This is a genomic window from Macrococcoides bohemicum (assembly GCF_016865215.1).
GTDB classification, from domain to species: domain Bacteria; phylum Bacillota; class Bacilli; order Staphylococcales; family Staphylococcaceae; genus Macrococcoides; species Macrococcoides bohemicum.
Genome location: NZ_CP054482.1, coordinates 2,073,896 through 2,092,697, shown reverse-complemented (window position 1 = coordinate 2,092,697; position 18,802 = coordinate 2,073,896). Strand labels below are relative to the sequence as shown.

Sequence of the window (18,802 nt, the reverse complement as noted above, 5' to 3'; positions counted from 1 at the left end):
GGCAAAGGAGCTGAAAACAATTATGAAACCAGGAATTCACCCAGATTATCAAAAAGTAATCTTTTTAGATTCTACTACAGACTTCAAATTCTTAAGTGGATCTACACGTAAATCAAAAGAAACAATGACTTGGGAAGATGGAAACGAGTACCCAGTAATCCGTTTGGATATTTCTTCTGACTCTCACCCATTCTACACAGGCCGTCAAAAATTCGCATCTGCGGATGGACGTGTTGAACGTTTCAACAAAAAATTCGGTCTTAAGTCAAATAACTAATACTGAAGCTTTAAACTCTTATACCTTTTGGTGTAGGAGTTTTTTTAATGTTGAAGATGAGTTTTAAATCACAATGTAATATAGGGTTAAATTATGATATAATAAAGCGATTATGACTTAAAAAGGTGGCATTCAAGATGTATGAGCAGTATCATTCGGGTTGGATAGAGTGTATTACGGGTAGTATGTTTAGCGGGAAAAGTGAAGAATTGATTCGTCGTGTGCGTCGCGGACTTTTTGCGAAGCAGCGTGTCATCGTCTTTAAACCATCCATCGACGACAGATATAGCGATTTAGAAGTCGTCTCTCATAATGGCAACAAAGTTGAAGCAGTTAATGTCTCGCATTCTTCTGAAATAATGGAACATGTGCAGGAAGACCATGATATTATTGCAATAGATGAAATTCAGTTTTTTGATAATGATATCGTCGGTGTAGCAACACAGCTTGCTGAAGAAGGATATCGTGTTATTACTGCTGGTTTAGATATGGACTTCAGAGGTGTACCTTTTGAACCCGTACCTGAAATCATGGCAGTTGCTGAACATGTTACAAAGTTGCAGGCAGTGTGCAGTGTATGTGGTGCCCCGAGTTCAAGAACACAACGCCTTATTAACGGTGAGCCGGCGCGCTTTGATGATCCGATTATTTTAGTTGGTGCAAAAGAAAGTTATGAACCGAGATGTCGTGAGCATCATATCGTTCCGAAATAAAATATGAAACACATTAAATAAACTTAAAAAGGAGTAAATATATATGTTTGATCAGTTAGAAATCGTAGAACAACGTTATGAACAATTAAATGAATTATTAAGTGATCCGGATATCGTAAGTGATACCGATAAATTAAGAGAATACTCAAAAGAACAGGCTGATCTTCAGGAAACAGTTGAAGCATTTAGAGCGTATAAAGAAGTGAAGCAACAACTTGAAGAAGCATTAGAAATGATGGGTGACGCAAGTGATGCTGATGAGCAGGAAATGATTAAAGAAGAAATTAATGAATTAAAACCGCAAATTCCAGTATTAGAAGAAAAGATGAAACTATTATTAATTCCAAAAGATCCTATGGATGATAAGAACGTAGTGATGGAGATTCGTGGAGCAGCTGGTGGAGATGAAGCGAATATCTTTGCTGGAGACTTATTCCGTATGTATTCAAGATTCTCAGAAGAACAAGGGTGGAAGATTGAAGTTATGGAAACGAATGAAGCGGACCATGGTGGATTTAAAGAAATTAGTTTCACAATTATCGGAAAAGGTGCATACAGTAAATTGAAATTCGAAAATGGTGCCCACCGTGTACAGCGTATCCCAACGACTGAAAGTGGTGGACGTATTCATACGTCTACAGCAACAGTAGCGGTATTACCAGAAGTAGAAGATGTGGAAATTGAAATCCGTCAGGAAGATTTACGTATTGAGACGTATCGTTCATCTGGTTCTGGTGGTCAGCACGTTAACACAACTGACTCAGCAGTACGTATTACGCATATTCCGACTGGGATTGTGGCAACGTCTTCAGAAAAATCTCAAATTAAAAACCGTGAAAAAGCATTAAAATTACTTAAAACGCGTGTATTTGATGCGAAATTACAGGAAGAACAGGCGAAGTATTCTGAACAACGTAAATCAGCAGTAGGTACTGGTGACCGTTCTGAACGTATTAGAACATACAATTATCCTCAAAACCGTGTAACGGATCACCGTATCGGTTTAACGATTCAAAAGCTGGATCAGATTGTAGAAGGTAAATTAAGCGAAATCATCGATGCGTTAACAATCGCAGAACAAACGTCTAAATTAGAAGCATTAAATGATGGCGTACTATAACGTCCAGCAGCTGATTAAACAAGGTGAAGCGGTTTTATCACAAAATGAGGAACCAGTAATCGGTGCGAGATATTTAATGATGGATCTGTTTGAGCTATCACAAATGGATATAATGATGGATAATAAACAACTGACTGAAGAAGAACGAACGCGTTATCTAACAGGTATCGAACAGTTAGCACATCATATACCGCTTGCACATATTACCGGGTTTCAAATGTTCTATGACCGCAAGTTTATGGTGACAAAAGATGTACTTGTGCCACGCAATGAAACGGAAGAGCTTGTATCTCTTGTCATTGAAAAATGGAGCAATCATCAATCTTTCGCTGATATCGGTACAGGTAGTGGCGCTATCGCAATATCTCTTGCCTTAGAGTTACAGGGAACTAAAGCTTATGCCGTAGACATTTCTAGTGATGCGCTCAATACTGCACGTAATAATGCAGCAGCACTTAACGCAGAGGTCACCTTTTTAGAAGGCGATTTACTCGAACCGTTAATTAATCGTGGAATTAGGGTAGACTGTTTAGTAAGTAACCCGCCGTATATTGCACAAAGTGAACTAGAGTTAATGAATGAAAGTGCATTGCATGATCCCCATATCGCTTTATTTGCAGAAGATGATGGTTTGGCATTGTATAAACGTATGATCGAGCGTATGCCGGATATATTAAATCCAGATGCCCTTGTCGCATTTGAAATTGGACATGCACAAGGCGCGGCTATCTCAGAATATGTCTTGAAACTTTATCCACACATTACGCCACAAGTCGTTCAGGATATTAACGGTTTGAATCGCATTGTCTGGTTTGAATGGTGTGAATAAGTTATGCACAAATTACAGGAGTTATCCACAATTTGTGCATAACTTTTTATTTTGTTTTAAAATATGAGTAAAGAGAGGGGATTCAGCATGCAGACAAAAATTTGGAATGTGCGTAACAATGTGGATGACTTATCAAGATATCCACAAGTACAGGAAATCATTACAGGGTTTAAACAAGATGAAATCATTGCAATTCCTACCGAAACAGTTTACGGATTAGCTGCTAATGCATTGAGCAGTACGGCTGTGGATAAAATTTTTAAAGCGAAAGGACGTCCGCAGGATAATCCACTTATCGTTCACATTTATGAAAAAACACAAATTGAAGAATTTGCATGTATTCCGGATGATAAAGTACATCAATTGATGGATGCGTTCTGGCCAGGACCAATTTCATTTATTTTACCGCTTCAAAAAGACGTGCTAGCATCTGCAGTTACCGCTGGACTTAATTCAGTAGCAGTACGAATGCCAAGTGATAAAATTGCACGCCAAATACTGAAATTAGTTTATCTACCGCTTGCTGCACCTTCTGCAAATACGAGTGGAAAGCCGTCTCCAACAACTGCAGATCATGTGAAGTTTGATATGGATGGAAAGATTTATGGCATTGTCGAAGGATTTCAGGTAGATGTAGGTATTGAAAGCACGGTTTTGGATTGTACATCTTATCCATATAAAATTGCACGTCCAGGTGCGATTACAAAAGATAATTTAGAGCGCATCATTCCAGGATGCATTACAACAGCACACTATAATACAGAACAGCCGATAGCACCTGGTATGAAATATCGTCATTATGCACCCGACAGTCCTATGGTACTTGTGTCTGATATAACGCAATTACAGCTTGCCTCAAATGAAGCGCTGATAGCACCACGTAATGAGTTATCACGTTTTAATGACAATGTGACATATGCTTTAAGCGAGACATTTGAAGATATTGAAGGTGCCATGCATAATTTATATAGTGCATTACGCGAGATGGATCAGCAGAAAGAAATTACAAAGCTCTATATCGCTGACTATTCCCATATTGATGGGAGCGATGCATTAATGAATCGCATCAATAAAGCAACTTCAGGAAAGTAGGGAGAAAGATGGATATCGTTTTTGTTTGTACAGGAAATACGTGCCGTAGTCCGCTAGCAGAAAGTATCGCAAGATCAATGTCAAATAAACATTCATTTTCATCGAGAGGTATTTTTGCGATGGATGGTATGCCCGCTTCACGCCATACACAACAAATTATTGAAACGAATCATTTGCCGGTTGCTTCACTAAGTGCTGGCTTTGATCGCGTGGATAGTGAAAAAGATTTAATCTTAACGATGACAGCAAATCACCGTGATACGATTCGTTCGATGTATCCAGCAAGCAATGTATATACGTTAATTGAATATGTGGATGGTGTAAGTCAGGACATCCAGGATCCATATGGTGGAGATTATGAAATATATCAACAGACTTACGAACAGTTACAGGAAAATATCACGAAATTATTAACAAAAATTGATGAAAAATAGACAATTCAAAAAATAACGAATCATTTTCCGGAAATGTTTTAACTCACTTTTTAAATAGGCTATAATATGAAGTATGTAATAAAAGGAGGGATATTGTGAAGATTGCGATTGCAAGTGACCATGGTGGATTTGAGTACAAAGCTAAAATTACAGAATTTTTAACAGCACAAGGTATTGAGTTTAAGGATTTCGGGCCAGCATCAACTGAATCAGTCGATTATCCAGACTATGCAGGTCCTGTAGCACATGCTGTAGCAAACGGTGAATATGACCGAGGCATTTTGATTTGCGGTACTGGTATTGGGATGAGTATTACAGCAAATAAAGTGCCGGGTATTCGTTGTGCGCTCGTTCATGACGTGTTTACAGCTCAAGTGACACGCGAACATAATAATTCGAACATCCTGGCAATGGGACAACGTGTTATTGGTGAAGGATTGATGCTACTTATCGTTAAAACATGGTTGGATGGTGAATTTGAAGGTGGACGCCATCAGAAACGTATCGATAAAATAGCGCAGCTGGAGTCTAGCAATGGATAACATTAATACATTGCTGGATGAACTCGTAGCAATTGATTTCTTTAAGCCAAATACGTTATGTGTTATTGGATGTTCAACTTCTGAAGTTATTGGTGAACGTATCGGTACAAATAGTTCTGATGAAGTAGCAAAAGTATTTTTTGAAGCATTTCAACGTATACACAAACAAACGGGTGTTGATTTTTGTTTCCAGGGTTGTGAACATATCAATCGTGCGATAACGATGGAACGTCGTGTGCAGGAGCGATATGGCTTTGAAATAGTCAGCGTGGTACCTGTAAAAGGGGCCGGTGGCAGTATGAGTAGTCTGGCATATCAAAGTTTCGAAGATCCAGTAGTTGTTGAGCATGTCGTGTGTGATATAGGTATTGATATCGGTCAGACGCTGATCGGTCAACATATTAAACATGTACAGATTCCTGTACGCGTTGCAACGAAAAAAGTAGGCGAAGCAGTGGTTACGATTGCAACGCATCGTCCGAAGTTAATTGGTGGTCCTAGAAGTCAATATTAAATGAATATCAGGGGGATATATGATGAACGAAATTAAAGCGCAGGATAATGTACTATTTGAGGCAATGCATAAAGAATTAGAAAGACAAAATAACAACATTGAATTAATTGCTTCAGAAAATTTTGTTTCTAAAGCTGTAATGGAAGCTCAAGGTTCAGTATTAACAAATAAATACGCTGAAGGTTACCCGCATAAGCGTTATTATGGTGGATGTGAGTTTGTCGATATCGTAGAAGATTTAGCAAGAGACAGAGCGAAAGAATTATTTGGAGCAGAACATGCAAACGTTCAGCCGCATTCAGGATCTCAGGCGAATATGGCGGTTTACCGTGTAGCGATTAAACCAGGAGATACTGTACTAGGCATGGATTTAAGTCACGGTGGACATTTAACGCACGGTTCTCATGTGAATTTCAGTGGTATAGATTATCATTTCGTAGCTTACGAGGTGGATAAAGAAACTGAAACAATCAATTATGACAATGTACGTGCTTTAGCAAAAGAACACAAACCGAAATTAATTATTGCTGGTGCTTCAGCATATTCACGTGAAATTGACTTTAAACAATTTAGAGAAATTGCTGATGAAGTTGGCGCATTATTTATGGTTGATATGGCACACATCGCTGGACTTGTAGCTACAGGTCTTCATGAAAACCCGGTACCATATGCTGATTTTGTAACGACAACGACGCATAAGACGTTACGTGGGCCACGTGGTGGTATGATTTTATGTAAAGCGGAATATGCAAAAGCAATCGATAAAGCAATATTCCCGGGTATTCAAGGCGGACCTTTAATGCATGTAATCGCAGCGAAAGCTGTGGCATTTGGTGAAGCGTTACAACCTGAATTTAAGACGTATCAAACACAAGTTATTAACAATGCGAAGACGCTTGCTGCGTCATTGTCAGAAAGAGGACTGCGCATCGTAAGTGGTGGCACAGATAATCATCTGTTTAGCGTTGATGTGACACCGATGGACTTAACAGGTAAGGTTGCAGAACATGCGTTAGACGCAGTTGGTATTACTACGAATAAAAATACGATTCCATTTGATAAGACAAGTCCATTTGTAACAAGTGGTATTCGAATTGGTACGCCAGCAGTAACAACACGTGGTTTAAAAGAAGATGAAATGAAATTAATCGGTAATATTATCGCTGACGTATTAGCAAATTATGAAGATGAACAAGTGTTAGCGAAAGCAAGAGAGCAAGTTAAATCAATTACAGATAAGTTTCCTTTATATCAGTAAAGATTTAACGATAAATCACCTGAGTTTATAAAAAGAAATAAATACAATATAGTTTGGAGAAGATTATTATGGCGAAAGTCCATGTTTTTGATCACCCGTTAATTCAACATAAGTTAAGTTACATTCGAGACGAGCAGACTGGAACGAAAGAATTCCGCGAGCTTGTAGATGAAGTGGGTATGTTAATGGCATACGAAGTTACGCGCGATTTAGAATTAGATGATGTCACAGTGAAGACACCAGTTACTGAAATGACAGCGAAACGTTTATCAGGTAAGAAGATGGCAGTTGTACCTATTTTACGCGCAGGATTAGGTATGACTGATGGTGTATTAAAGTTAATTCCGGCAGCGCGTGTCGGACATATCGGATTATATCGTGACCCTGAAACTTTGCAACCTGTTGAATACTTCGCAAAGTTACCTCAGGATATTGAGGAACGTGATTTTATCGTCGTTGACCCGATGCTTGCTACAGGTGGTTCTGCAATTGAAGCGATTAATTCTTTAAAGAAACGTGGCGCTACTAAAATTCGTTTTATGTGTTTAATCGCTGCGCCGGAAGGTGTTAAGTTATTACAAGAAGCACATCCTGATGTAGATATCTATATCGCAGCATTAGATGAGAAATTAGATGACCATGGCTATATCGTTCCTGGATTAGGTGATGCTGGTGATAGATTATTTGGTACAAAATAAGAATATAGGAGATTATCATGAAAAAAATTATGACGATTTTTGGTACAAGACCTGAAGCGATTAAAATGGCCCCTCTTGTACTCGCTTTAAAAGAAGATCCGGAGTTAGAACCAATTGTAGTTGTTACTGCGCAACATAGAGAAATGCTGGATCAAGTATTAACAATCTTTGATATTACGCCAGATTATGATCTAAACATAATGAAAGCAGGTCAAACATTATCTGAAGTGACAAGTCGCGTAATTTTAGGCTTAGAAGAAGTGATTCAGGAAGCTAAGCCTGATATGATCTTAGTCCATGGTGATACAACGACAACATTTGCAGGTAGTCTTGCTGCCTTCTATAACGAAGTTGCAATCGGTCACGTAGAAGCGGGATTACGAACTTTCCAGAAATATTCTCCATTCCCGGAAGAGATGAACCGTCAAATGACAGGTGTACTTGCAGATATTCACTTCGCACCGACTGAAGAAGCTGCACAAAACTTACTGAATGAGAATAAACCGGCGGACAAAATTGCGATTACTGGAAACACTGCAATTGATGCATTGAAGACAACAGTAAAAAGTGATTACGTTTCTGAAATCCTTGCAAATGCTGAAGGCAGAAATGTGATTTTACTTACGGCGCACCGCAGAGAAAATATCGGACAACCGATGCACAATATTTTCAGTGCAATTCGTCGTATCGTCGATGAATTTGAAGATGTTGAAGTAGTTTATCCGATGCATAAAAACCCTAAAGTACGTGAGATCGCAGCTGAACATTTAGCAAATCACGATCGCGTTCAACTTATTGAACCGTTAGATGTTATTGATTTCCATAACTTTGCTTCGCGCAGTCATTTTATATTAACGGATTCAGGCGGTGTCCAGGAAGAAGCGCCTTCTTTAGGTAAGCCGGTACTTGTACTACGTGATACGACAGAACGCCCTGAAGGTGTTAAAGCTGGAACATTAAAACTTGCAGGCATTGAAGAAGAAAATATTTATCAGTTAACAAAAACGTTACTGACAGATGAAACAACTTACCAAAGTATGTCAAAAGCAAGCAACCCTTATGGTGATGGTGAAACTTCTAAAAGAATTTGTGGTCATATAAAATATTATTTTAACTTGACACAAGAAAAACCGGTACCATTTAAGGTAGAAGCATCTGAAAAATAATTAAATTGATAATTTTTTAAAACCAAACATAATTATTTGTCTAATTTGTGAACATTCCGTGAAATTTATGTTTCTAAAGTTTTGACATAGCATTGACACGGTATTTTGCCTATATTATCATAAAATGTGGAATGAAACGGTTTTCATCCGCGTGAAAACTATTTCTAAGGAGTTCCCCAATATGTCAGAATTCAAGACTTTTTTTAAGCAATACCTGCAATATTTTATATATTTAATCTTAATACTCTTAATAATCGCTATGTTCACGCATAATGATTTTGTGTTAGGATTAGTTATTGGTACTATTGCGTCTGCGATTAGTACTTTTGTATGGTATCACAATTTATCGCGTGCGATTAAGAGTGATGCATTGTATATCTCAAGTGGTATGGGCATTCGTTTTTTAATAGCGGTCATGGCATGCCTCTTCTGGGTGAGATATCCTGCAATATTTGATATATTAGGTATCGCACTTGGCCTAATGTTGACCTATGTAATGATTATCATTCATGGTGTGAACAGTTTAAAAAAATAATACATAAAGGAAGAGGTGAAGAAATGGAACACGAATCACCCCTCTATAATCTCGAAATTGCAGGTCATAATTTACTGTTCGATTTATCATCAGTTTTAATGCTGACAGTTACAGCTGTAATTGTATTTATTATCGCACTTTTATGCACACGTAACTTAAGTATTAGACCACATGGCAAACAGAATTTTATCGAGTGGATTTTCGATTTTGCTAGAGGCATTATCAACAGTAATATGGCTTGGAACAAAGGTGGACGTTTTCACTTTCTAGCTGTAACAATTTTAATGTTTATATTTATTGCAAACATGCTAGGGTTACCATTTGCTATCATCAACGGTCATACATTATGGTGGAAATCACCTACTGCTGATCCAACAGTGACATTAACACTTTCTATATTGATGGTACTACTTACGCATTTCTATGGTGTTAAAATGCGAGGAAGTGGCAATTACTTAAAAAGTTTTGCTCAACCCGTTTGGTTTATGGTACCGTTCAAGATTATTGAAGAATTTTCTTCTACATTAACGTTAGGTCTGCGTCTTTATGGTAACATTTTTGCAGGTGAAGTTTTACTAGGTTTACTTGCGGTAATGGGTGCTGGTGCAGGAATGGGTGCGGCTGGGTTTTTAGGTGCAGCAATCCCAACAATGGTTTGGCAAGGTTTCTCAATTTTCGTAGGTGCTGTACAAGCATTTATTTTCACAATGTTATCAATGGTTTATATGTCACATAAAGTGTCAGATGACCATTAATATAAAAAATTAAAAAACTATTATATTTCTTTAGGAGGAAATTATTCATGAATTTATTAGCAGCAGCAATCGCAATCGGTTTAGCAGCATTAGGAGCAAGTTTAGGAGTAAGTAACATCGTAGCACGTACAGTTGAAGGTGTAGCACGTCAACCAGAATCTCGTGGACCATTAATGACAATCATGTTCATCGGTGTAGGTTTAGTAGAGGCACTTCCTATCATCGCGGTAGTTATCGCTTTCATGGTAATGAACAGATAATCATATAAGTAACTCGTTAAGGCGAAGTCAACTTTGATTTCGCCATTCATTTATCAATATAACTGCGATGAAAGGAGCGTTAACTTTGAATTTCTTAATATTAGGTGAAACAGCACAAGCTGTGCCTCAAGGTGTTCAATGGGGCACAGCATTATATACTTTAGCACTGTTCATAATTTTATTATTACTTTTAAGTAAGTTTGCCTGGGGGCCACTTAAGAAAATTATGGATGAACGTCAAGAAGGTATTAATAACGATCTTGATAGCGCTAGAAAACAAAATGAAGATGCAAAACATTACGCTGAAGAAAATAGAGCTTTATTAGCAAAAACACAAAACGAAGTTTCAATTATGATGGAAGATGCAAAAGCACAAGCTAAAACACAACAAGAAGCAATCATCCACGAAGCTAATATGCGTGCAAACAAAATCGTGAGCGACGCACAAGTTGAAATTGAAAATGAAAAACAACGTGCTATTGCAGACATCAACGATCGTGTTGCTGAATTATCTGTTTTAATTGCACAAAAAGTAATCAATAAAGAAATTAACGAACAAGATCAAAAACAACTTGTTCAACAATTTATTCAAGAGGCAGGCGATAAATAATGGCCAACGTCTTAAATAAATACGCAGAGAGTTTATTAGAAGTTGCAAAGGTACAAGGTGTATCACAAAGTGTTTATTCAGATCTTTTAGAGATAAAGCAGGCATTAGTAAATGATTCAACATTTGCGTCTTTTGCAGAAGATCCAAAAGTATCTAAAGAAGCACGTATAGCATTCGTTACAGAAACCTTCAAAGGTGTGGATGCACCATTAATGAATTTACTGAAAATCTTGGCTGATCGCAAACAATTAGGACTTATTCCTGGTATTGTGGACGCATTCGTTGAATACTATAACAATGCAAACCAACAGGCAAAGATGAAAGTAGAATCTGTATATCCACTATCTTCTGAAGAGTTAGATGAATTAGGAAAAGTATTCATCGAAAAAACAGGCTATAAAAAATTATTAATTGAAAATGTTATTAATGAATCTTTAATCGGCGGTATTCGTACTACAATCGGAACGACAGTATATGATGGTTCAGTTATCAATGAATTAAATCAATTAAGTAAGTCGTTTCAAAAACAATAATTTCTTATAAGGAGTGACATCAATGGCCATCAAAGCTGAAGAAATCAGTGCGTTACTAAAATCACAGATTGCAAATTATGAGTCTGGTATGACCGTAACGGATGTAGGTACTGTTATCCAGGTCGGTGACGGTATTGCATTAGTTCATGGCTTAAACAACGTTATGGCTGGGGAACTAGTCGAGTTTGGTAACGGTGTATTAGGTCTTGCACAAAATTTAGAAGAAAATAACGTAGGTGTCGTAATCTTAGGCCCTTACTTAGATATTAAAGAAGGCGACGAAGTTAAACGTACAGGTCGTATCATGGAAGTTCCAGTTGGCGAAGAGTTAATTGGACGTGTTGTTAACCCATTAGGGCAACCCATTGATGGACGTGGCCCGCTTAACACAACTAAAACACGTCCAATCGAGTCACCAGCTACTGGTGTTATGGATCGTAAATCAGTTGATGAGCCATTACAAACAGGTATCAAAGCGATTGATGCGTTAGTACCAATCGGGCGTGGCCAACGTGAGTTAATCATCGGTGACCGTCAAACTGGTAAAACAACAGTTGCAATCGATACAATTCTTAACCAAAAAGATGAAGATATGATTTGTGTATACGTAGCAATTGGACAAAAAGAATCAACTGTACGTACTGCTGTTGAAACTTTACGTCAACACGGTGCATTAGACTATACAATCGTAGTATCAGCATCAGCATCTCAACCAGCTCCGTTATTATACATCGCGCCTTACGCTGGTGTAGCAATGGCAGAAGAATTCATGTTCAACGGTAAACACGTATTAATCGTATATGATGATTTAACAAAACAAGCAGCAGCTTACCGTGAGTTGTCATTATTATTACGTCGTCCGCCAGGTCGTGAAGCTTATCCTGGGGATGTATTCTACTTACACAGTCGTTTATTAGAACGTGCGGCTAAATTAAATGATGATTTAGGTGGCGGTTCTATTACTGCATTACCATTCGTTGAAACACAAGCAGGGGATATCTCAGCTTACGTACCAACGAACGTTATCTCAATTACAGATGGACAAATCTTCTTACAATCAGATTTATTCTTCTCTGGTGTACGTCCTGCGATCAACGCCGGATTATCAGTATCACGTGTTGGTGGTTCTGCACAAATTAAAGCGATGAAAAAAGTAGCGGGTACATTACGTCTTGACTTAGCATCTTACCGTGAATTAGAATCATTCGCACAATTTGGTTCTGACTTAGACCCACAAACTAAAGCGAAATTAGAGCGTGGTAAACGTACGGTTGAAGTATTAAAACAAGATCAAAACAAACCTTTAACAGTTGATAAACAAGTTACAATTCTTTATGCATTAACTAAAGGTCACTTAGATGATATTCCTGTTGAAGATATTACACGTTTTGAAGATGAGTTATTATCATGGATTGGTTCTAACGCACCACACATCTACCAAGAAATCCGTGAAACTAAAGGCTTACCAGCTGATGAAACATTTGTTGAAGCATTCAATGCATTCAAGAAAGTCTTCAGAAAATCAGAAGTATAATCTTTAATAAGGAAATTAATCAGAAGGTGGTGACAAAATGGCTTCTCTTAGAGACATAAAAGGCCGCATAAATTCGACTAAAAAAACAAGTCAAATTACGAAAGCGATGCACATGGTTTCTAACTCTAAACTTCGTCGTGCTGAAGAAAATGCTAAAAGCTTTTATCCATATATGAATAAAATGCAGGAAGCAATTACAGCAATCGGAGGTAACAGTTCAGACTCAAACCATCCAATGTTGCAGTCACGTCCTGTTAAGAAGACAGGTTACTTAGTAATTACTTGTGATAAAGGTCTTGCTGGACCTTATAATGCAAACATTTTAAAAAGCGTTACAGCTAAAATAAAAGAACGTCATAATAACAATCCTGCTGAATACGGTATTTTAGTAATTGGTCGTGTTGGTCGTGATTTTTTACGCTCACGTGAATATAACGTTGAAGGTGAAATTATCGGGCTTTCTGAGCAACCATCATTTAAATCAATTAAAGATATCAGTCAAAAAGCTGTTTCACGTTTTGAAACTGGGGAATATGACGAAATTTATATGCATTTTAGCCACTTCATCAGTGTACTTGAGCAAGAAGTTCAGGAGCGCAAAATTTTACCGATATCTAAAGAAGAAGTATCAGGTGAGACTTCATTATCTAACTATGAGTTTGAACCTGATCAAGATGCCATTTTAGAAGTAATTCTTCCACAATATGCGGAAAGTTTAATCTATGGTGCCATTTTAGATGGTAAAGCAAGTGAACATGCATCACGTATGACTGCAATGAAAAATGCAACTGACAATGCAAAAGAATTAATCGATGATTTATCATTACAATATAACCGTGCGAGACAAGCAGCAATCACTCAACAAATTACTGAAATTGTTGGTGGAGCAGCCGCATTAGAATAACACTTAGGAGGAATAAACATGGCAGTAGGTCACGTAATCCAAGTTATGGGTCCTGTTATCGACGTTAAGTTCGAAAACGGTCAATTACCAGCATTAAACAATGCCTTAACTTTAGATATTAAACGTGAAGAAGGCAAAACAACGAAGTTAGCGTTAGAAGTTGCCCTTCATTTAGGTGACGATGCTGTACGTACAATCGCTATGAGTTCTACTGATGGCGTGCAACGTGGAGCAGAGGTAGTCGATACTGGATCACCAATCTCAGTACCAGTTGGAGACGTAACTTTAGGTCGCGTATTTAACGTATTAGGAGAAAAAATCGATTTAGGTGAAGCATTAGATGCAAGCGTGCGTCGTGATCCAATTCACCGTTTAGCACCTAAATTTGAAGAATTATCTACAAAAGTTGAAATCTTAGAAACAGGTATCAAAGTAGTAGATTTATTAGCACCATATATCAAAGGTGGTAAGATCGGTCTATTCGGTGGTGCCGGTGTAGGTAAAACTGTATTAATTCAGGAATTAATCAATAATATCGCACAAGAGCACGGTGGTATCTCAGTATTCGCAGGTGTTGGTGAAAGAACACGTGAAGGTAATGACTTATTCCACGAAATGAGTGACTCAGGCGTTATTAAGAAAACAGCGATGGTATTCGGACAAATGAACGAGCCACCTGGTGCACGTATGCGTGTAGCATTATCTGGTTTAACAATGGCTGAATACTTCCGTGATGAACAAGGTCAGGACGTACTTTTATTCATCGACAACATCTTCCGTTTCACACAAGCAGGTTCAGAGGTTTCGGCACTTTTAGGTCGTATGCCTTCTGCCGTTGGTTACCAACCAACACTTGCTACTGAAATGGGTCAATTACAAGAGCGTATCACGTCAACTAACGTTGGTTCAGTCACATCTATCCAAGCGGTATTCGTACCTGCCGATGACTATACTGACCCGGCGCCAGCAACAGCGTTCGCTCACTTAGATGCAACAACAAACTTAGAGCGTAAATTAACGGAGATGGGTATTTATCCAGCCGTTGACCCATTAGCGTCTACATCACGTGCATTAACACCAGCAGTAGTTGGAGAAGAACACTATGAAGTAGCACGTCGCGTTCAGGCAACTTTACAAAAATATCGTGAGTTACAAGATATTATCGCTATCTTAGGTATGGATGAATTATCTGATGACGATAAAAAGACTGTAAACCGTGCACGTCGTATTCAGTTCTTCTTATCTCAAAACTTCCACGTAGCTGAACAATTTACAGGTCAAAAAGGTTCTTACGTACCAGTTCAACAAACGGTACAAGACTTTAAAGCGATCTTAGATGGTAAATATGACCACATCCCTGAAGATGCATTCCGCTTAGTTGGTGGCATCGAGGCTGTGTTAGAACAAGCTAAAGGTATGGGTGTTGAAGTTTAATTTCTTAGGAGGATGGAACTATGAATAAAATCGCATTAGATATCGTCACTCCTAACGGTTCAGTTTACTCAGAGCATGAAGCAGAGTTAGTAGTATTACAGACTGAATCAGGTGAATTGGGTGTGATGGCTGGTCATATTCCTACAGTCGCACCTCTAAAAATTGGGGCCGTACGTGTTACACGTTCTGCTAATGATAAGGATCATATTGCTGTAACGGAAGGATTTGCTGAAATCCGTCCAGAGAAAGTTACGATTCTTGTTCAATCAGCTGAGCAAGCTGATGAAATTGATATTGAAAGAGCTAAATCTTCCTTACTTCGCGCTGAAGAGCGTATGAAAGAAGATAAAGCAGAACATGTTGATTTCCACCGCGCAGAACGTGCATTACATCGTGCAATGAACCGATTAGAAGTTGCAAAATATCGCTAAGAGGCTGTAAAAGAAGCGTTAAGACGCGAACAAACTGGAGACAATTCCTTTAAAATCGCTTTTTGATTTTGAAGGAATTGTTGAAGTTTGACTAGCGGCTGCTTCTTTTACGCCGTTTCAAAAGAGGCTGTCGATAAAGCGTTTGCTTTGAACATGCCAATTAATTAAGAAATTTAAAGTACACAGTTATCTGTGTACTTTTTTTGTAGAGGAGAAATATGAATATTTACGCACTGACATATGTCTTTTTATATTTAGCTATCACAGCCGTGAGTTTTAATAGTTTGCAGGCACTGCGTTTTGATCAATTATTTAAAGCAGGAAAGATGAAAGAAATACAAGTTTTGTTAATATGCTTAAGCATGTCTTTGAGTTATGTAGTGACCAACTTTATTATTGATTTAATTAAACAAACAAATCTTATTATGGTTTTATTTTAGTGATATAATTAATATACGGTATATTTAAATAATATTAATATTTTCATTGTTTAAGAAGTTTTCATTAACAACACGTGGGGTATTTGGTATAGAATAGATGTATAGCTATGTTAATTTGGAGGTTAAGATGGATACAATTATAGTTAAAGGTGGCACTAAATTAAAGGGTCATGTTAAAGTTGAAGGTGCTAAAAATGCAGTGTTACCGATTATAACAGCATCAATTCTTGCTGCTGAGGGTAAAAGTGTGTTCACAAATGTTCCTGATTTATCTGATGTGGATACTATTTCAGCCGTTTTAGAAGGCTTAAATGCGAAAGTATATAAAAAATTAAATGTTAATACTGTTGAAGTTGATGCAAGTGGTGAACTTTTAACGCATGCTGCATATGAATACGTTAGTAAAATGCGTGCAAGTGTGCTTGTGTTAGGGCCATTATTAGCACGCTTTGGAAAAGCTGAAGTAGCGATGCCTGGTGGTTGTGCTATCGGTTCTCGTCCAATCGAACAACATTTAAAAGGATTACGTGCTTTAGGCGCAGAAATCACACAAACAAATGGCTATTTAATGGGTCGTGTAAATGGTAGATTAAAAGGTGCACAAATCTATTTTGATTTCCCGAGCGTTGGCGCAACTCAAAATATTATGATGGCAGCATCACTCGCTGAAGGAAAGACAATTATTGATAATGTTGCTAGAGAACCAGAAATCGTTGATTTAGCAAACTATTTAAATAAAATGGGTGCTGATGTGCAAGGTGCTGGTACTGATCGTATCGTAATCAATGGTGTTGCTGCACTTAAAGGTGCTGAACATGAAATTGTACCGGATAGAATTGTTGCCGGAACGTTTTTAGTTGCTGCAGCATTAACACAAGGTGATGTGTATGTTGAAGGTGCCATCTATGAGCATATGCAGGCGCTCATTGCTAAGCTTGAAGAAGCTGGTTGTTTAATTGATGTTGATGAAACTGGTATTCGACTACGCGCTGAACAACCTTTAAAGGAAGTTCATGTGAAGACTTTACCACATCCTGGGTTTCCTACTGATATGCAGGCTCAGATGATGGCGCTTATGCTTGTCTTACCAAAAGAAAGTACGATGCATGAAACAGTGTTTGAAAATCGCTTTATGCATGTTGCAGAGTTTGCTAAGATGAATGCAAGGATTACAGTAGATAAACGTATTGCACGTGTTTCAGAAAGTAAGTTACAAGGTGCAGAAGTAAAAGCAACTGACTTACGTTCAGCGGCAGCTTTAATATTGGCAGGACTTGTAGCTGAAGGTTACACTAAAGTCACTGAACTTTATCATTTAGATAGAGGTTACGTAGATTTCCATCTTAAATTAAGAAGTTTAGGTGCGGAAATAGAACGCACAGGCGATAAAAAAGTTACTGTAAAATCTTAAATATGTACAATCAAACCTGAGGGGTGATTGATTTGAAACGACCGAACTTAAATCAAAACGTAAGTGTTATTAATGGCACAGAAGTAATACATAGGCGTATACCCATTCTGTTAATGGTAAGTATCATAATCTTATTAATGATGATTTTATTTGTTATCGGAATGATGATTGGGTATGGTATCTTACATTCTCCGATGGATGTATTTAAATCATCGACATGGACACACTTATTAAAACTAACTGGGAGTGAAAGTTGATGGAAACATTACTAACTTTTGACGAAATTAAAAAGATTATTCCACATCGCTATCCATTTTTATTGATTGATAGAATCATTGAATTAGAAGACGGAAAAAAATGTACTGGTATTAAACAGGTAAGTGGTAATGAACCGTTCTTTCAGGGGCATTTTCCTGATTATGCAGTAATGCCTGGTGTATTAATTGTAGAAGCACTAGCGCAAGTTGGTGCTGTTGCAATGCTTAAGTTAGAAGAGAATCAAGGAAAGCTTGCAATGTTTACTGGTATTGATAAATGCAGATTTAAAAAGCAGGTTACACCTGGTGATACGTTACAGTTAGAAGTAGAAATGACAAGAGTAAAAGGACCATTAGGTAAAGGTGTAGCAAAGGCTACGGTGAATGGTGAGATTGCTTGTAGCTGTGAAATCAGTTTTGCAATTTTAGAGAAATAACAAAAGAAGATAATTCGGAAAGCACAAGCTTCCGGATTATCTTCTTTTTATTTTATTCTTCTATTTCATCTTTTAATTTTGGTTTTGATTTCATCATGCGGTTGAATGCGATAAGTAGCTCCTGACCACTTAGTCCGTCCGCTACAAGCTGTTCAAGTAACTTCTCTGCATAAACTTGTCGTAACGTATAGATATGACATTCAATGATTACAGAGATTTTATCTTTTAAAGGAATAATTTGTTTTACAGTTGATTCAAATAAGGCAGGATCATTTGATGCACGTGTAATAACAACACGTGTATCGAGCATCGTCTCATTTTCTAAATAGTGCTGCATTTTTTCAAGATGAATATCATCGATAACGATTTCAAGCAGCCAACCTGTACCGCTGTTTTCTTTATTAATAATGACACCGTCATGTAGCGCATATTCTGTTACTGATTCATTTTCGACTATTTGAAATCTTACTGCTTTAAACGTTTTCATGTATATCCCTCCATTATCTATTATAAATTATCACATATAATTTTCAAATTATAAAATCTTTCTTTTTAAATCAATAATACTTTTATTTTTGATAGAAAATGATGAATTATTCAAATTTTGAACGTTCTTCA

At 37.5% G+C, this 18,802-nt stretch carries 25 protein-coding genes; 24 read left to right on the top strand and 1 reads right to left on the bottom strand.

Going from position 1 to position 18,802, the window contains the following annotated elements:
- Positions 1 to 22: 22 nt before the first annotated feature.
- The 24 genes from HT586_RS11010 to fabZ all read left to right on the top strand — a co-directional run bounded on the left by HT586_RS11010 (position 23) and on the right by fabZ (position 18,184).
- Entirely contained in the window at positions 23 to 277 is a 255-nt protein-coding gene (locus tag HT586_RS11010) for a type B 50S ribosomal protein L31 (protein ID WP_096078002.1), read from the top strand.
- 137 nt (positions 278 to 414) lie between these two features.
- Complete coding sequence (locus HT586_RS11005; RefSeq protein ID WP_096078003.1) at positions 415 to 990, top strand: thymidine kinase; 576 nt, start codon at positions 415 to 417, stop codon at positions 988 to 990.
- A 43-nt stretch (positions 991 to 1,033) separates the two neighbouring features.
- The gene (gene prfA, locus HT586_RS11000; RefSeq protein WP_096078004.1) at positions 1,034 to 2,110 is read left to right on the top strand and encodes a peptide chain release factor 1; all 1,077 of its coding nucleotides are present in this window, start codon (positions 1,034 to 1,036) and stop codon (positions 2,108 to 2,110) included.
- Positions 2,097 to 2,939 (top strand): peptide chain release factor N(5)-glutamine methyltransferase, encoded by an 843-nt coding sequence (gene prmC, locus HT586_RS10995; RefSeq protein ID WP_203545802.1) that lies wholly within the window; start codon positions 2,097 to 2,099, stop codon positions 2,937 to 2,939. Before prfA ends, prmC begins: the two co-directional genes overlap by 14 nt.
- An 87-nt stretch (positions 2,940 to 3,026) precedes the next feature.
- Positions 3,027 to 4,031 (top strand): L-threonylcarbamoyladenylate synthase, encoded by a 1,005-nt coding sequence (locus HT586_RS10990; RefSeq protein ID WP_203545801.1) that lies wholly within the window; start codon positions 3,027 to 3,029, stop codon positions 4,029 to 4,031.
- An 8-nt stretch (positions 4,032 to 4,039) separates the two neighbouring features.
- Entirely contained in the window at positions 4,040 to 4,465 is a 426-nt protein-coding gene (locus tag HT586_RS10985) for a low molecular weight protein arginine phosphatase (RefSeq protein WP_203545800.1), read from the top strand.
- Between the two features lie 95 nt (positions 4,466 to 4,560).
- A complete protein-coding gene (rpiB, locus tag HT586_RS10980; RefSeq protein ID WP_133354133.1) occupies positions 4,561 to 5,007 on the top strand; it encodes a ribose 5-phosphate isomerase B in 447 nt (148 codons plus the stop codon).
- Positions 5,000 to 5,521 carry a TIGR01440 family protein gene (locus HT586_RS10975; protein WP_111746815.1) on the top strand — a complete coding sequence of 174 codons (522 nt, stop codon included), beginning with the start codon at positions 5,000 to 5,002 and terminating at the stop codon, positions 5,519 to 5,521. Before rpiB ends, HT586_RS10975 begins: the two co-directional genes overlap by 8 nt.
- Positions 5,522 to 5,543: 22 nt before the next feature.
- Positions 5,544 to 6,779, top strand: a complete 1,236-nt coding sequence (glyA, locus tag HT586_RS10970) for a serine hydroxymethyltransferase (RefSeq protein WP_133354132.1) — start codon at positions 5,544 to 5,546, stop codon at positions 6,777 to 6,779.
- Positions 6,780 to 6,847: 68 nt separating this feature from the next.
- Positions 6,848 to 7,477, top strand: a complete 630-nt coding sequence (upp, locus tag HT586_RS10965) for a uracil phosphoribosyltransferase (protein WP_096078011.1) — start codon at positions 6,848 to 6,850, stop codon at positions 7,475 to 7,477.
- Positions 7,478 to 7,494: 17 nt separating this feature from the next.
- Entirely contained in the window at positions 7,495 to 8,643 is a 1,149-nt protein-coding gene (gene wecB, locus HT586_RS10960; protein ID WP_203545799.1) for a non-hydrolyzing UDP-N-acetylglucosamine 2-epimerase, read from the top strand.
- A gap of 181 nt (positions 8,644 to 8,824) precedes the next feature.
- A complete protein-coding gene (locus HT586_RS10955) occupies positions 8,825 to 9,178 on the top strand; it encodes an ATP synthase subunit I (RefSeq protein ID WP_203545798.1) in 354 nt (117 codons plus the stop codon).
- 23 nt (positions 9,179 to 9,201) lie between these two features.
- A complete protein-coding gene (gene atpB / locus HT586_RS10950) occupies positions 9,202 to 9,933 on the top strand; it encodes a F0F1 ATP synthase subunit A (RefSeq protein WP_111746806.1) in 732 nt (243 codons plus the stop codon).
- A 47-nt stretch (positions 9,934 to 9,980) separates the two neighbouring features.
- A complete protein-coding gene (gene atpE, locus HT586_RS10945; protein WP_099581438.1) occupies positions 9,981 to 10,193 on the top strand; it encodes a F0F1 ATP synthase subunit C in 213 nt (70 codons plus the stop codon).
- Between the two features lie 67 nt (positions 10,194 to 10,260).
- A complete protein-coding gene (locus tag HT586_RS10940; RefSeq protein WP_111746802.1) occupies positions 10,261 to 10,803 on the top strand; it encodes a F0F1 ATP synthase subunit B in 543 nt (180 codons plus the stop codon).
- The gene (atpH, locus tag HT586_RS10935) at positions 10,803 to 11,336 is read left to right on the top strand and encodes an ATP synthase F1 subunit delta (RefSeq protein WP_096078015.1); all 534 of its coding nucleotides are present in this window, start codon (positions 10,803 to 10,805) and stop codon (positions 11,334 to 11,336) included. The genes HT586_RS10940 and atpH overlap by 1 nt, the downstream gene beginning before the upstream one ends.
- 22 nt (positions 11,337 to 11,358) lie before the next feature.
- Positions 11,359 to 12,870 (top strand): F0F1 ATP synthase subunit alpha, encoded by a 1,512-nt coding sequence (gene atpA / locus HT586_RS10930; RefSeq protein ID WP_111746798.1) that lies wholly within the window; start codon positions 11,359 to 11,361, stop codon positions 12,868 to 12,870.
- Between the two features lie 37 nt (positions 12,871 to 12,907).
- On the top strand, positions 12,908 to 13,774 hold the full coding sequence (atpG, locus tag HT586_RS10925) for an ATP synthase F1 subunit gamma (RefSeq protein WP_096078017.1): 867 nt from the start codon (positions 12,908 to 12,910) through the stop codon (positions 13,772 to 13,774).
- A gap of 18 nt (positions 13,775 to 13,792) precedes the next feature.
- Complete coding sequence (gene atpD, locus HT586_RS10920) at positions 13,793 to 15,208, top strand: F0F1 ATP synthase subunit beta (protein WP_096078018.1); 1,416 nt, start codon at positions 13,793 to 13,795, stop codon at positions 15,206 to 15,208.
- Between the two features lie 20 nt (positions 15,209 to 15,228).
- Entirely contained in the window at positions 15,229 to 15,639 is a 411-nt protein-coding gene (locus HT586_RS10915; RefSeq protein WP_188018623.1) for a F0F1 ATP synthase subunit epsilon, read from the top strand.
- A 218-nt stretch (positions 15,640 to 15,857) separates the two neighbouring features.
- Complete coding sequence (locus HT586_RS10910) at positions 15,858 to 16,079, top strand: DUF1146 domain-containing protein (RefSeq protein ID WP_096078020.1); 222 nt, start codon at positions 15,858 to 15,860, stop codon at positions 16,077 to 16,079.
- Positions 16,080 to 16,206: 127 nt separating this feature from the next.
- Positions 16,207 to 17,490 carry a UDP-N-acetylglucosamine 1-carboxyvinyltransferase gene (gene murA / locus HT586_RS10905; protein ID WP_096078021.1) on the top strand — a complete coding sequence of 428 codons (1,284 nt, stop codon included), beginning with the start codon at positions 16,207 to 16,209 and terminating at the stop codon, positions 17,488 to 17,490.
- A 32-nt stretch (positions 17,491 to 17,522) separates the two neighbouring features.
- The gene (locus HT586_RS10900; RefSeq protein WP_198337200.1) at positions 17,523 to 17,747 is read left to right on the top strand and encodes a DNA-directed RNA polymerase subunit beta; all 225 of its coding nucleotides are present in this window, start codon (positions 17,523 to 17,525) and stop codon (positions 17,745 to 17,747) included.
- On the top strand, positions 17,747 to 18,184 hold the full coding sequence (gene fabZ, locus HT586_RS10895; RefSeq protein WP_096078022.1) for a 3-hydroxyacyl-ACP dehydratase FabZ: 438 nt from the start codon (positions 17,747 to 17,749) through the stop codon (positions 18,182 to 18,184). Before HT586_RS10900 ends, fabZ begins: the two co-directional genes overlap by 1 nt.
- A gap of 52 nt (positions 18,185 to 18,236) precedes the next feature.
- On the opposite strand, the gene HT586_RS10890 is transcribed toward fabZ, so the two are convergent.
- Entirely contained in the window at positions 18,237 to 18,671 is a 435-nt protein-coding gene (locus tag HT586_RS10890; protein WP_111746788.1) for a YwpF family protein, read from the bottom strand.
- Between the last annotated feature and the right edge of the window lie 131 nt (positions 18,672 to 18,802).